Here is a 13,962-nt window from a genome sequence, read left to right as displayed (position 1 = left end):
CTGGCCTCGCCACTGCAAGTTGCCGCAACGATACGTTGCGACCCCAGCCCGCCAGTAGCAGATGCCCGGTGCTGATGACGGCCGGAATGGGGGAGAGGATACGTTGATGATCAGCAGGCAAGAGTCCCGCAGATGGTTATGGATGCTGATCGCATCCGCAGTCCTCTGCCAGATTGCCTTGAATCTGGCCCGGCCGCTGATTTCCTACAAGGTGCTGGCCCTAGGGGGAGACGCCGCAACTGTCGGCCTCATAGCAGCTGCCTATGCCCTGCTTCCTGTCGTGATCGCGCTTTGGCTTGGAAGAATGTCGGACAAAAGCCCATCGCTGCGAGGCATCATCGTCGCAGGAACGGCTCTGCTTGCAGCCGGACCTTTCCTGCTGTCCGGCGCCCCATCCCTGCTTTTGATAGCTGTGGCCAGCGCTGTTCTGGGCCTTGGCCACCTGTGCTTCACCATCGCAGGACAGTCCGCTATCGCCAGATTCCTTCCCTACAACCAAATGGACGCCGCCTTCGGCTGGTTCACCGCAGCCTTCGCCTTAGGCCAACTCGTGGGGCCGCTCCTGGCAGGCCTGCTGATGGGGGCGGCGCAAGGAGTGCCGGCCGCCGTCCGGCTCGCCGACGCCAACACGGCGCTGATGTTCGCAGGTGCAATCTGCATACTCGGCGTTCCCGCCGCCTTCGCAACGTCCGTAAAGCAGCCAAAGAAGAAACCTACGGCAAAAGCGACGTCCCCGGACGCGGCCCCGGCTTCAGTGGCGTCCCTCCTGGCCACTCCGACCGTAAAAGCGAACATGGCGGCAAGCCTGGCGTTGCTCGCAACCACCGACATCCTCGTCGCCTTCCTCCCGTTGCTTGGCGAGGAAAGTGGGGTGCCCCCTCTGATGGTCGGGGTGCTCTTGGCCGTCCGTGCCGGAGCCTCCATCTCATCGCGCCTCCTGCTCCCCGTTCTGCTCTCCCGTTGGAGCAGGCCAGCGCTCGTAACCTCCAGCCTCGCCGGTGCAGCCATCCCGCTGGCACTCCTCCCTTCGGTATTTGAGACCCCGATCCTGGCCGGCGTCCTGCTCGCCATCGCCGGGTTCTTTCTGGGATTGGGACAGCCCTTGACCATGACACTGATCAGCCAGGCTGTTCCACCAGCCGCCCGGGGTGCCGCTCTGGCGCTCCGGCTGCTCGGCAACAGACTCGGCCAAGTCACCCTGCCCCTGGCAGCCGGGCTGCTCGTAGCACCGGCAGGACCTGGCGGATCCGTTTGGATGTCCTCAGCAATTCTGATGGCCGCGTGCATCAGGAGACCGCGTAAGTAGCAGGCTTTTGGAATCACCGACGGCCTAACCGCAAACCAATCGCTGCCCTTGGCTGTGCTGCCGGAGCTCATGATGCGGACCTGAGCTGCTGCGTCCTGGATGGCACCGTCAGCGGCATCGGGGAGCAGTTCCATGTTCTCTGTAGCGACGGTCACAAGAACGCACGTCAAGGGCAAGCCCGAGCCCAATCGGCGTTTTCCGGGAGGTTAATCGGAATGGTGTGCAGAAGTCCCCTCACGCAGGGATCCACGTATCCGCAGAGCTCCGGGTATCCGGTGGACTGCGGGTGAGGGATGTTCGCCGTTGATGAGGCCAAGCAGGGGTTCGGCTGCTTGGGCTCCCACGTCGGCCAGTGGTCGCCGTATCCGGCCAAAGCCAAGTCGCCGGGAATGCTGATGCCAACTTCCCGTGCTGTCTTTAGGACGCCCATGACGAGTCGGCTGCTCAGGGGCAGCCGTGTAAGTTCTTTGGCGCCGTTGTAGCCGTCGCTGACTACGGCGGGGACGTGGACGACGCCGTCGACGCGGCGGGCGGCCATTTCCTGCAGGGCTTCCTGCTCGCCTCCGGCTTGTCGACAAAGCGCTCCGGAAAGCGTCAGCGACAAGACATCCGGCAGACACCTGGAGGCAACCTTCAGCCCGAAAGATATTGAGTCGGGGAGGTCTCGCAGTCGAAAGGACCAATCATGGCAAGCAATGAGCGCACAAAGGTCAGCTCCTGTCAGGAACTCATGGCGGGCGACGCCATCGAAGCGTTCTGTAAGAACACGCTGGTGCACCGCGGCCCGGTCACGGATACCGCCCCCGAGCATGGTTTGTTCTGGATCCTTGACATCGTCACTGGAGGACGACGTCTCCTGGATGTGTCGGAGTTTGAAATAGTGCGCCTGCCCCAGCACTATCACGAAGTCCTGGTGGGCTCCGCGCATGGCGGTTAGAAACGGCTGAACCGCATGGCTCACGGTTTACACGTTTCTATCAGTGCCGGCCCCGATAACTGCGCAGCCATGACTCAGGCCACCTAACCCCGGATCTCACTCATCGGGGTACTGAGATCAGGCAGCATGACCTCGGGGATGGTGGCGGGTACCAGGCCACGAGGATTCTGTGGCGGGAGTCACCGGTAGGCTTTCCGGCATGTCTAGCATCCTGGTGGAACTTGGCGCCCCGGTCCGGACAGGCTGATGCGGTCCCGGCTGGCAACTTGCGCGAAATGGACGCAAGCTGAGTAGGGGGTCATAAGGGGTGTGCCTGTAGGCACCCCCGTTGCAGAGGAAGGACCTGGAATTCCAAAACCAAAACGGCAACGCAGTCCGTTGTTGCGCAAATACCTCAACGCTGGCCGCCCCGCCGATGCGAAAGCCAGTGACCTCGGCATGCTCAAGCCGATCGAGCCGGCCGCACGACAGGAGGGGATGCCCCTCCTCGGCGATGGTCAGGTCTACGTGATGAAGTACGGGAACGAGTACCACACGGCGTGGTGCCACATTGTGGCCGACAAGTGGGCCCACGCACCCAGAGGCCTGCTGGTGACCATGGTGGCCGACGTCGGGATGCGGAGCCGTTGCCTGGAATGCGACCGGGTCCTGACGGCAGCCAGAACGTCGTCTGCCCGGCACGACCAGGTGCAGGCTCCGCCCTCTCCCGCACGCCCGCCGCGTGACATGGTGATCCCGCTGCGCGTCGTTGGGGCCGCCCATGGCATCCTCTTCCTGGCGGCTGAGGCGGAATTTCAGAACCGCTTGAGGGAGACCGCGGTAGAGCCGGCCACCCCGCTGCTCGTCGACGGCCGGCGGGAGGGGATGGTGTTGCGGGTGGACGCCGCCCGCGAAGAGCCCCTCCTGGTTGTCCAGTTGGATCCGCGCGCCACGTTCCGCGATGGTTTGTACCAGGTCCGCCTTCGTCGTCCCCTGCAGCGCTCGGCGGCCAAACCTTATGCAGTTGACTCCGTTGAATCGGTCCCGTGGGCGTAGCACGCGCACGCCCGTGTCAGGTCTCTCTCTGTCCGAGTTCTCGGCGTTCGTGTGTTTGGCCGAAGGGCACGTCGGGGCTGACGGCGACCGTGTAGCGGGTATAGCCGTGCTGGGTGACCAGGATGCCGTGGCGGCCCTCCTGCATGGCGTGCTGGCGGACGGTCTCCACTGCGGCATTGAGGTCGCTTTCAACCATGTGCGCGTCGTACGCGGTGATTTCCAGGACGAGGTCTGAGTGGCGCTTGATCATGGTGGTTTCTTTCTTTGGGCCGGGCAGCACGTTCGGCAGGGGTGCTCCACAATGGCTGGGCACGTCCGGCGAGGCTGAAAGGCTGTGATTCGAGAGGGAGTGCCCGGCATCCTCTTGATGGGGCGGCGGCCGGCAAGGGGCCGGCGTTCTGGATCGGCGGAGATATTCCTGCGGATCTGTAGCCAGTGTGGATGATCAATGGCTCGGGGCGCAAGATATGGACCGTGAATGTTTAGTGCTGGCGGCGGACCACGACCCGCACTGCGGACGAAATCCGATCCCTGACTCAGGGCACCGGGTGCGTGGGCCTTCCTCGGCGCTGGCCCGTCGAAGCCTCCGCCCCACGTGAACGCGAATTTCACAGCCGCCCACTTTGTGAAAAGTTTTTTCTTCGTTTACCTCCGGTGTTCCCGTCCGTTCACTCACACACCTAGCTTGAACTTGTGAGCACGCAACAACTCAAAGCCCCCGCCAGGCACCAAGCCGGATTCCTTGAATCCGTCCGGGAAAGCCTGGCCTCTTTCTCCGCGGTGGAACTGCGCATCGCCCGTGCGATCCTGGGAGATCCGCAGGACATCATCGATCGGTCGATCGGCCAGTTCGCGGCTGAGGCAGGAGTTTCGTCCGCGTCCGTAGTACGGTTCTGCCAAAGCATGGGACTGGCCGGGTTCCAGGCCCTAAAACTGGTCCTGACCCGTGAGTCGCCGTCCGATACTGTGCAGCTTGCCGATATCGAGGCCGATGACGATGAACGGACCGTCAGCCGGAAGGTAGTTCTCAGTTCGGCCGAGGCCTTACAGTCTGCGGCGGGGAACATCGACCACGGCAGCGTGGCTGAAGTTGCGGCACGTATCGGCAGGGCACGCAGAACCCTGGTTTTGGGCATCGGGACGTCGGCTCCGTTGGCCGCGGATGTGGCCTATCGCCTGGCCTTGGTGGGAGTCGATGCTGTGTTTGCCGCCGATGCCCATGTCCAGAACATCATGGCCAGCCGCCTGACCCGGGAGGACGCCTGCCTTATCGTCAGCCATACGGGTTCCACAACGGAAACACTGGCAGCATCACGGGCAGCGAAGGAAACAGGGGCAGCGACTGTAGCAGTCACCAGTTTTACCGGAACACCGCTGACTGACCTGGTGGATCTGTCAGTGGTGGCTGGCAGCCAGGAAACGGCCTACCGGGTTGATGCCATGACCAGCCGGGTGGTGCATCTGGCCGTTCTGGACGCCATTGTGGTCTTGCTGACTCACGGATCCCACCAGCGTATGGCTGCCCTGTCCGCCAGCAACGACATTCTCTCCCAACTTCACCGCAGTTAGCCCACTTCCCCCAATATTCCGCTCAATCCTGGAGACTTCATGCCCAAAATCGTCACCGGCCGTGTCATCACGGCAGAAGGAATTCCCGTTCCCGGCATCGCCGTCACCAATGGCCGGGACGTCGTGGCCACCGGCGGAGACGGCAGTTTCAGCGTCGAACCCTTCGGTCCCTTCATCGCCGTGACCCGGCCAACGGGCTGGCACACGGACCACTGGTTCACACGGCTTCCCGCCGGTGCCGGCGACAGCACGGAGATAACCTTCGAACTGCACGCCACCGAGCAGAGCCTCCCGTACCAGTTCATGCACATCACTGACACGCACATCGACATGGCGGCGCCGGACCGGTGGGCTTTCGACAAGGGACGCCTGACCACACCGGACCAGCTGAAGGAATTCCTCCTGGACCTTCCACAACTCTCGCCTGCAAGCCGCTCCGTGATCGTCACCGGCGACCTGGTGGACAATGGATCACCGGAGGAGTTCGCCGGCTTGCTGGACGCCGTGGCTGATGCCCCCGTGCCCGTGAACCTGGTGCCCGGGAACCACGACCACATGCATCTGGGCCGGTCGGGCCGCATTTCCCGCAACAACTACATCGTCAACGACGGCAACCCGGAGCTTTACGAAGAGCTCGTGGGCCCGCGCTGGTTCTCCTACGACGTTGCGGGCCTGCACGTCGTGGTGATGGACTGGCACACCCACGAGCTCGGGCTGGACCACACAGTCCAGGAGGAATGGCTGCGCAATGACCTCGCGGCAGCCGGCGACGACACGCCCTACATCCTGTGCATGCACGACCAGCCAGGGCACCCGGTCATGGACCGGCTGCCGCGGAAGCCGCTGGCCACCTTCTCCGGCCACTGGCACACGTCCCGGGTCGTGGACATCGACGGCGTCCTGCACGTCAACAGCCCCACCCCATTTTTCGCCGGCCTGGACTACTCACCGCCGATGTTCCGTGAAGTGACCTGGAACGGCACCGGCCTGCAGCTGAACTCCCGCACCATGCCGGCGCACTACCTGCACAATCCGGATCACGCTTTCGACGTCGATAAGGCCACCGTCGCCGGTTACGACGCCAAATCGCGCAGCTCCCTGGTCCGCTGGCGCCACCAGCTGGCCGGTGCGGGCCACCGCGCCGGGCTCACCCTGGCGGGGGACCGGATCTTTGCCGGCTCCCAGATTGAGGACCGCCCTGCCGGCACGGTGGAAGCGCTCGACGCCGAAAGCGGCCGGCTGCTGTGGTCGGCGGCCACCGGGTCCGCCGTCAAGACGCGCCCGGTCCTGGCGGGCGGCATCGTGGTGGTGGCCGAAGTAAGCGGCGCGGTCGCCGGGCTGGCTGCCGCTACCGGTGAGCGGCTGTGGACCACGCCCTCCACGGATCCGTACCGGCGCTTCGCCTGGCAGTCGCCGGTGGAATCGGAAGGCATCGTGGTGCTCGGCGACCAAAGCGACCTTCGTGCCCTGGACGCCGCCACCGGGAAGGTTCTGTGGCGGCGCACCGACCTGTCCCCCCACCACAACATCGTCACGCACTCCAGCCCCGCCATCGTCGGCTCCATGGTCATGGTGGGGTTCTGGCCAACGCCGAACTCGCCCATCGCCGTCGACCTTCACACCGGCGAGTCCATCTGGCCCATGCCGGAACTGCAGGATGATCCGTGGGACACCGCCCGGAACCTCCGGGTCACCGGGACCGCGGCCTACGACGATGGCCAGGACAGTTTCCTGGTCCCGGCGATCTGCAGCACCGCCAAGCTGGACCGGAAGACCGGCTCGGTGCAATGGACGGTGCAGCATGAAGGCGGCTACAGCCCTTCCACCCCGGTCATCACCCCGGCCGGTTACGTCGTCACCGTGACCGGCCATGGCCTGCGCATGCTGGCCAAGGACACCGGGGGGCAGCTGTGGGACGCAACGGTCGACGGGCTTGCTCCTTTCCCCATGACCGCGTACCGGATGAAGGCAAACCCTGTCATGGCCGCGCCTGTCTTTGAAGAATCCACCGAAACGCTGCTGCTGCCAGGGCTCGACGGCGTCATCCGCCGGTTTGGCCTCGACGGTGCACCGGAAGGGACGTACGACGTCGGCGTCCCCCTCGCAGCGCCGCTAGTGGCCGCCGGGGGCAGCTACCTCACGGTGGGAGTCGACGGCGGCCTGCTCGCCCTTGACCTGGGAGCCGGCTCATGAGCCTGCTTACGCGTCAGGGGAAGACCGCCGCTTCCCCGCCTGCTCTGGCAGACAGGCCTGCAGGGCAGACCTCCACGGCGAAGAATCCGCGGCCATCCCTAACGCCGTACTTGTTGCTGCTCCCCGCACTCACGGCCCTGCTCCTGTTCGTCTACGGGCCCGCCCTGTTGTCGCTGATCGGCAGCTTCTTTGTCATCCCGCTGTCCGGAGGGTCCTGGAAGTATGCCGGCTTCAACAACTACCTCAAGGTTTTTGCCGATCCGCTGATCCATCAGGCCGCGTGGAACACGCTGGTGTATTCCCTGGCCACGATCATCCCCTCCATCGTGCTGGGGCTGCTGCTGGCCTTGCTCATGGAAAAGATGGGCCGCGGAAGCTGGCTCGCCAAGACCGCCCTGATCCTGCCCATGACCGCAAACATGGTGGCCATGGCCGTGGTATTCAAATGGATCTTTGCCTTCCAGGGCGGTTTTGCCAACCAGATCCTTGGGATCGCCGGCCTCGCCCCCGTCAACTGGCTGGACGAAGCCGATACGTCATTGTTCACCGTGATCCTGCTTGGCCTGTGGCGCGCAACGTCCCTGTGCATGCTGCTTTTCATGGCGGGACTGACCACCATTCCCTCCTCCATCCACGAGGCTGCGGCCGTCGAAGGCATCAGGGGCCTCACCAAGCTCCGGACCATCATTCTGCCGATGCTTCGGCCCACGGTGGTGTTCGTCACCGTCCTGTCCATCACCGGCGCCGTCCAGGTCTTCGAAATCGTCAACGTCATGACCAAGGGCGGCCCGCTGGGAAGCTCGGAAACCGCGATGACCGCGGCCCACAAGGTGGGCTTCGAGTACTTCCGGATCGGCGAAGCATCCGCCATCTCCTTCATCCTGATCGCCCTGCTGCTTGTCGTCGGCACCATCGGACGCCAGCGGCGTACCAAGGAATCATCATGACCAAACTGAACAAAGTCAACGCCGCGCTGGCAACAGTCCTCGGCATCCTGGCGGCTGCCCTGGCGCTGTTTCCCTTCTACTGGATGCTCCGCACGGCTGTGGCCCCTGCCGAAGGGCTGACCACCACCGGACTGAGCCTCATCCCGGTCGAATTCGACTTTTCCAACCTCGGACGGGCGTGGGAAAAGGCGAACCTGGGCCAGGCCATGCTCAACGGCATCGCCGTGACGCTCGGCATTCTGGTCCTGCAACTGCTGACGTGCATTCCGGCCGCCTACGCGTTGTCCAAGTTCCGGTTCCGGGGCGCAGGCTTCATCCTTGGCCTGGTACTGGCCTGCCTTCTTATCCCGCACCAGGCCACGATGATCCCCACCTTCGTCGGGCTGAACCTGCTCGGCCTCGGCGACACGCGGCTGGGACTGGTGCTGCCGTTCGTCACCAGCGCCATCGGCATCTTCATGCTGCGCCAGCAGATGATGGCTGTGCCGGACGCCATCATGGAGGCGGCCAAGACCGACGGTCTGGGCCCGCTCCGGACCCTTGTTTCGGTCGTCGTGCCCATCTCCGCCCCGTCCATTGCCGCGTTCTCAATGCTGTCCATCTTCACCCACTGGAACGACTACCTATGGCCGCTCCTGGTGGCGCGCAGCCCGGATATCATGACACCCCCGCTCAGCCTCGCGATCTTCCAGAATGCCGATACCGGCTTCGACTATCCCGCCCTCGCGGCGGCCGCTGCGATCGTGACCGCGCCCGTGATCATTCTCTTCCTCCTCGCCCAGCGCCACTTTGTCCGCGGCATGGCCGGTACCGAAGTCGCCGGCTGACTCCCCTCCACTTTCCAACCCCCACCAGCACTCCCCACTACATGAAGGAATCCCCAATGCGCCGCAAAGTTCTTGCCACGGCAGTCCTTGCCACTGTGACAGCCCTCAGCCTCTCCGCCTGCGGAGGCGCACAATCCGGCTCCGGCGGTGCTGTCGCCACTGCTGCCGCCATCGACCAGTGCAAGCCGGAAGAAACCACCGTCAAACTCGCGTTCGCCCCCCAGGGAACGCCCGCCGTCGAGCACGCAAAGAAGGTCATGGAACAAAAGTTCCCGGGCCTCAAGATCGACGCAGTAGCTGCCCAAAGCGGCAACTACTCGGACCTCACCAAGCAGATCGTCGCGGACTCAGCGGTGGGGAAGCGGCCGGACCTGATCATGACGGGACTGGGCCAACTCCGGTTCTGGACCGACAGTTACAACCCTGCGCCGCTTGACCCCGCCACGCTTCCAGAGGGTTACCAGAAGCAGTTCCTCACCGCAGGTGAAGTCAACGGCACCACGTACCTGGCACCGTTCCAGATCTCCACCCCCACCATGCTGGTTAACAAGAAGCTGCTGGCCGAAGCCGGCATCACCGACCCGGCATCCATCAAGGACTTCGCAGCGCTGGAGGACGCGGCCCGCAAGGTCACCGAGAAGACCGGCAAGCCCAGCATCAACATCTCCTCGGATGACCTGCCGGACTGGTTCTCGCAGGCACTGGTCCAGTCCTCCGGCGAAAAGTACGTGGCAGACGACGGGTCGTTCGGTTTCGATACGCCCAAGGGCCGCGAGGCTATCGGGATCCTCTCCCGCCTGGCGCAGGACAAAGTGTCCCTGAACGTGCGGATGGATGACGGCCAGGCACAGTTTGTCGCCGGGAACCTGGCCTTCCACATGGCCACGACGTCCCGCATTGTCAAGGTCGCCAAGGAAGCGCCGAAGGACCTCGACTGGACCCCCATCGACCTTCCCGGACTCAACGGAGCAGAGGGTGACCTGCCCGCGGGCGGCAACGGCTGGGTGGTCATCTCCGAGGACTCCTGCAAGGCCGCCTTCTCACAGGCAATGGTCACCGAAATGCTCACCAAGGAAGCATCACTGCTGAGCAGCGGCAAGGACTACAGCTACATCCCGGTCAACAAGCTCGCCACCGAGGAACTGCTCAAGGGAGAAAACATCGCGCCCCAGATGCGGTACGCCTGGACCTATGACAAGCCGCTGACGGTATGGGGCGGTTTCGAAGGCGCCCAGACAGCCCAGATCATCAACACTGTGCGCACCATGATGGAACAGCTTGCCACCGGCAAGCCGGCCGACGAGGTTGTACCCGCCACCGCGAAGTCCATCAACGCCATGCTGGGGAAGTAAGCATGGCAGCCATCGAACTGACCAATATCACCAAGCGCTTCGCCGACGTAACGGCGCTCGACGGCGTCACCCTCTCCATCCGGGACGGCGAGAACCTCTCCATCCTGGGGCCCTCGGGATCCGGCAAATCTTCCCTGCTGCGGATCATCGCCGGGCTTGAGGCACCGGACGCCGGCACCGTGGAGCTGGGCGGGAAGGACCAGGCAGGAGTACCCGCCCACCAGCGCGACGTCTCGATCGTCTTCCAGAACTTCGCGCTGTATCCGCACCTGACATCGCTGGGCAACATCACGCTGGGGCTGCGCCACGGCCTTGGCCTGTCCAGGCAGGAGGCGGAGAAGCGGGCACGGGAGGTTGCCGCCCGGATGCGGGTGGAGGAACTGCTGGACCGGCGCCCGAAAGCGATGTCCGGCGGCCAGCGCCAGCGCATCGCCCTGGCGCGGGCACTGGCCCGGCATGCCGGCGTCGTGCTCCTCGACGAGCCCATGTCCGGACTCGATGCCCAGCTCCACATCTCGCTGCGCGCCGAGATCCACCAGCTCATCAGCCAGGAGGGCGCCACCGGCGTGACCGTGACCCATGACCAGCAGGACGCCATGTCCATGGCCGACCGGATCGCCGTGATGGATAGGGGGCGCATCGTCCAGCTGGGAACTCCGGACGAGCTCTACGACTCGCCGGTCTCGGCTTTCGTGGCCGGGTTCATCGGTGCGCCGCCGATGAACCTCCTGTCCTCAGTTCAACGGGAACGGGGGGAGCTGGAGACAGCCTACGGACTGGTTTCCACGGCTGCCAGCAGCGTGGGCCTGACCGGCGACGTCGTCCTCGGAGTCCGGCCCGAGGACGTCCGCCTCGGACGCCCTGGGCACAGCAATGCCTGGACGACCGAAGGCGAGGTGATCCTCGTGGAGCCCAACGGTCCGCTCAGGACCGTCCACGTGGATCTCGGCGGTTCGGTGCTGCTGCTGTCCTGCCGCTCCGCAGAACGTCCCGCCCTGAATTCCCGGGTTGCTGTCTGGTCCGATCCGGAGAAGATCCACGTTTTCCACGGCCCTGCCGGCCTTCGGGCCGGCATGGCCTCCGGCCTGGGGCTCACGGCCGCTGCATTGTCGGCCGCCGTATGAAATACCTGTTCGACTGGAACGGCACGATTGCCGATGACGCGGCCCGTGCCTGCGCCGCGACCAATGCCGCGTTGAGGCTGGTGGGAGCCCGGGAGATCATCCCGGATCAGTTCGACCGCAAGTTCATGCTGCCGATGGACGAGATGTTCCTGAAGCTGGGCGTTGGCGCCGGCGACGTGCCGGCGGCCATTGCGGAGTGGAATGCGGCCATGGCTTCGCAGCCGGCGCCGCTCCGGACCGGGGCGGCAGGCTTCCTGGCCGAACTTAATGCTGCCGCCGGGATGTGTGCCGTCATCTCGGCGGCGGGACCCGGATACCTGCTGGCCGAACTGCGTTCGTTTGCCCTCGAGGACCGGTTCGGCGTGGTTGTCGCCGAGGCCGCGGACAAAGCCCAGGTGCTGGCGGAGCTCCGGGACGGCGGCGAAGCCCTGTACTTCGGCGACACGGAGTATGACATGCGGTGCGCCGCGGAGGCCGGCTGCGTCCCGGTGGGCGTGCTCAGCGGGTACTGCCCGGAAGGGCGGCTTGTCGAGGCAGGGGCCACGCTGGTGGTGCGCGATTTCGACGAGTTCAGGGCAACCGGCCTGGGCCGCCGGGTGATGGCTGCCTAAGAGCTGCGAAGCGGCGGGCCAGTGGAGGGGCCGGCGGGGTTCCCGGACTTGCTCACCGAAAGATCGCCCCGCGTTCATCCGGCGTTCGCCCCCGTCCCGGATGCTGTCCCGACGATCCCTCATGGAAAGGCCACAATGACGCTTCGCCTGCCCCGCGCCCTGCCGACGTTACGCACTGTCACGGGCCGCTTCGTTCTGTCCCCGTTCGGCGCCGGCGACATTCAGGCCCTGGCCCATATCCTCGCCAATGACGATATCTGGGCCACGGGGTTCGGCGACGGGCACCGCCGTCCGCTCTCGCACGACGAGACGGTCCGCTTCATCAGCCGGCGCCATGAGGGGCTTCGGATCTTTGCGGTGCATTACATGGGCCTGCCCGGCGGCCCGCTCTTTATCGGCACCACTGGCGTTACCGAAACCCATGCCCCGACGGAACGGGTGAAGATCGGCAGGACAATCATCAGCCCGGCTTTCTGGGGTATGAAAGCCAACCTTGAGGTGAAGCTCGCGCTGCTCGACTGGGTGTTTTCCCACGGCGCAGGGCGCGTCGAATGCGATGTGGATCCTCGAAACCACAGGTCCATTTCGTCCCTCAGGAGGTTCGGATTCACTGTCGAGGGCACCCGCAGGCGTTCCTCGCAAAGGATTGATGGATCCTGGCGGGACATTGTCGTGCTGTCGTTGCTTACGGAAGAGTGGGCCACCACCCGGACCAGGGCCCTCCTCTCCTTGGGCGAACTGACCGGTTCCCCTATCAGCCGCTGAGCCCAGGGACGCTCGGTGCCCCTGAGGCGGGCGACGTTCGTTGCATGCGAATTCGCCACCCAGACCGCCGCGGGGCGGGCAGGCGCCACAGGGTGGGCGGTGGGTGCGGACGCAGGTTTCATGATCCTGCAATTGGACGACGCCGAGTTGGCCCACCTGTTCGACCTCGCCGCCACAGCCGCCCCCAGGGTGCGCCGCAAACGCAGCCCGCAGACAGTGCGTCGGTGTGCAGCGCGTCATTGAATCGATTACGACGGCGCCCGCCTGGGTCCGCAACGACCGCGGCGATGTCCTGGCCGCCAATGAGCCGGGCCGGGCCCTTTACCTGGAGATGATGACCGACGGCGGCACCCCGCCCAACAGCGCACGGTTCACGTTCCTGAGCCCGAGGGCGCGGGAGTTCTTTGCAGACTGGGAACGCGCGGCGGACGACATTGTTGCCGTGTTGCGATCCACGGCCGGGAAGAACCCGTACGACCAAGACCTGTCCGACCTGCTTGGTTAACTCTCCACCCGCAGCGAGGAGTTCCGCACCCGCTGGGCACGACGTCAAGTACCACCGCACCGGCCGCAAAACCCCAACACCCCTTCCGACGACGCCCTCAAAGTCCTGGCCAGCTGACGCCACCCAGCGCGAAACCACAGCGGCCCCGGTCAAGGAGAAACAATGAAGCGTGCCGGCCTGTACGAGGCAATCCGGGACGACGATACTTTAGCGGGGTGTGGGGTCACACTATGCTCTGAACATGGCGGTTCGAGATTCGGAAAGTACAACCAGGAACATCAATGAGGAACTCAGTCAACGGCGGGGGTGGATTCTGACCATTGCCGTGGGGTTCGCGCTGCAGCTGCTGAGTATTGTGATCGGACTGAAGGCAGTGGGGCCGCTGTGCGGGAGCCCGCTGCTCCCGAATAGCCGTGCGGCTGAAATCTCCGACGCGCAGGGACAGACTGCCGGGCTGGCGACAGAATGCTACCGGAGCATCGATACGGCTTCAGCGACTGTCTGGATCGTGATGGCGCTGGGGATCGGCCTGGTCCTGACGGGAGTCGCGGTCAGGATCGTCGGAATCCGCCGGTCCGTTGCCCGGGCCGGGAACCTTGCGGAGCCTGTGCACGACTAGCGGCACGGCCCCGGGGGTGGGAACCCGAGGCTGGGGAACAACCGCTTCATGGGCCGGCAATTCGACTGGAAGGTCGAGTTCACGGAATTCGAGCCGCCCCTGCGGAGTGCCGCGTATTGCTTGCGGTACATCCTGCGGCCGCTGAGCCGGTAGTCGACTACACGGGGACAGG

15 protein-coding genes are annotated in these 13,962 nt (G+C 64.8%); 13 read left to right on the top strand and 2 right to left on the bottom strand.

All coding sequences use genetic code 11. The features are described from left to right. The first annotated feature begins 106 nt into the window (after positions 1-106). A complete protein-coding gene (locus Q9R30_RS14775; RefSeq protein ID WP_104997853.1) occupies positions 107-1,306 on the top strand; it encodes an MFS transporter in 1,200 nt (399 codons plus the stop codon). 166 nt (positions 1,307-1,472) lie between these two features. On the opposite strand, the gene Q9R30_RS14770 is transcribed toward Q9R30_RS14775, so the two are convergent. After that, a complete protein-coding gene (locus Q9R30_RS14770) occupies positions 1,473-1,844 on the bottom strand; it encodes a hypothetical protein (RefSeq protein WP_104997854.1) in 372 nt (123 codons plus the stop codon). Positions 1,845-1,991: 147 nt separating this feature from the next. On the opposite strand from Q9R30_RS14770, the gene Q9R30_RS14765 reads away from it, so the two are divergent. Further along, positions 1,992-2,243 (top strand): hypothetical protein, encoded by a 252-nt coding sequence (locus Q9R30_RS14765; protein ID WP_311218029.1) that lies wholly within the window; start codon positions 1,992-1,994, stop codon positions 2,241-2,243. A 381-nt stretch (positions 2,244-2,624) separates the two neighbouring features. Then, positions 2,625-3,278: a hypothetical protein gene (locus Q9R30_RS14760; protein WP_158677232.1), complete on the top strand. Its 654-nt coding sequence runs from the start codon at positions 2,625-2,627 to the stop codon at positions 3,276-3,278. A 16-nt stretch (positions 3,279-3,294) separates the two neighbouring features. Here Q9R30_RS14760 and Q9R30_RS14755 read toward each other — a convergent pair whose 3' ends face one another. Further along, on the bottom strand, positions 3,295-3,528 hold the full coding sequence (locus Q9R30_RS14755) for a hypothetical protein (RefSeq protein WP_234005571.1): 234 nt from the start codon (positions 3,526-3,528) through the stop codon (positions 3,295-3,297). Positions 3,529-3,971: 443 nt separating this feature from the next. Here Q9R30_RS14755 and Q9R30_RS14750 point away from each other — a divergent pair, with 443 nt between their 5' ends. From Q9R30_RS14750 to Q9R30_RS14705, 10 genes are all read left to right on the top strand, one after another. Next, positions 3,972-4,847: a MurR/RpiR family transcriptional regulator gene (locus Q9R30_RS14750; RefSeq protein WP_311218028.1), complete on the top strand. Its 876-nt coding sequence runs from the start codon at positions 3,972-3,974 to the stop codon at positions 4,845-4,847. A 39-nt stretch (positions 4,848-4,886) separates the two neighbouring features. Further along, on the top strand, positions 4,887-7,040 hold the full coding sequence (locus tag Q9R30_RS14745) for a PQQ-binding-like beta-propeller repeat protein (protein ID WP_311218027.1): 2,154 nt from the start codon (positions 4,887-4,889) through the stop codon (positions 7,038-7,040). Then, positions 7,037-7,987, top strand: coding sequence for a sugar ABC transporter permease (locus Q9R30_RS14740; protein WP_311218026.1), 951 nt, complete (start codon positions 7,037-7,039; stop codon positions 7,985-7,987). The genes Q9R30_RS14745 and Q9R30_RS14740 overlap by 4 nt, the downstream gene beginning before the upstream one ends. Beyond that, complete coding sequence (locus tag Q9R30_RS14735) at positions 7,984-8,814, top strand: carbohydrate ABC transporter permease (protein WP_311218025.1); 831 nt, start codon at positions 7,984-7,986, stop codon at positions 8,812-8,814. The genes Q9R30_RS14740 and Q9R30_RS14735 overlap by 4 nt, the downstream gene beginning before the upstream one ends. Positions 8,815-8,870: 56 nt before the next feature. After that, entirely contained in the window at positions 8,871-10,166 is a 1,296-nt protein-coding gene (locus tag Q9R30_RS14730; protein ID WP_311218024.1) for an extracellular solute-binding protein, read from the top strand. Between the two features lie 2 nt (positions 10,167-10,168). Next, the gene (locus Q9R30_RS14725) at positions 10,169-11,290 is read left to right on the top strand and encodes an ABC transporter ATP-binding protein (RefSeq protein ID WP_311218023.1); all 1,122 of its coding nucleotides are present in this window, start codon (positions 10,169-10,171) and stop codon (positions 11,288-11,290) included. Continuing rightward, positions 11,287-11,901, top strand: coding sequence for an HAD hydrolase-like protein (locus tag Q9R30_RS14720; RefSeq protein WP_311218022.1), 615 nt, complete (start codon positions 11,287-11,289; stop codon positions 11,899-11,901). Before Q9R30_RS14725 ends, Q9R30_RS14720 begins: the two co-directional genes overlap by 4 nt. Before the next feature lie 135 nt (positions 11,902-12,036). After that, the gene (locus Q9R30_RS14715) at positions 12,037-12,666 is read left to right on the top strand and encodes a GNAT family N-acetyltransferase (RefSeq protein WP_104997864.1); all 630 of its coding nucleotides are present in this window, start codon (positions 12,037-12,039) and stop codon (positions 12,664-12,666) included. Positions 12,667-12,892: 226 nt separating this feature from the next. Further along, positions 12,893-13,171: a hypothetical protein gene (locus Q9R30_RS14710; protein WP_311218021.1), complete on the top strand. Its 279-nt coding sequence runs from the start codon at positions 12,893-12,895 to the stop codon at positions 13,169-13,171. Positions 13,172-13,412: 241 nt separating this feature from the next. Next, positions 13,413-13,790, top strand: coding sequence for a hypothetical protein (locus tag Q9R30_RS14705; RefSeq protein WP_311218020.1), 378 nt, complete (start codon positions 13,413-13,415; stop codon positions 13,788-13,790). Positions 13,791-13,962: the final 172 nt, after the last annotated feature.

This window comes from Arthrobacter sp. AB6 (assembly GCF_031844545.1).
GTDB lineage: Bacteria > Actinomycetota > Actinomycetes > Actinomycetales > Micrococcaceae > Arthrobacter.
The sequence above is the reverse complement of the archived record's forward strand: the minus strand, read 5'-3'. Positions and strand labels throughout refer to the sequence as shown.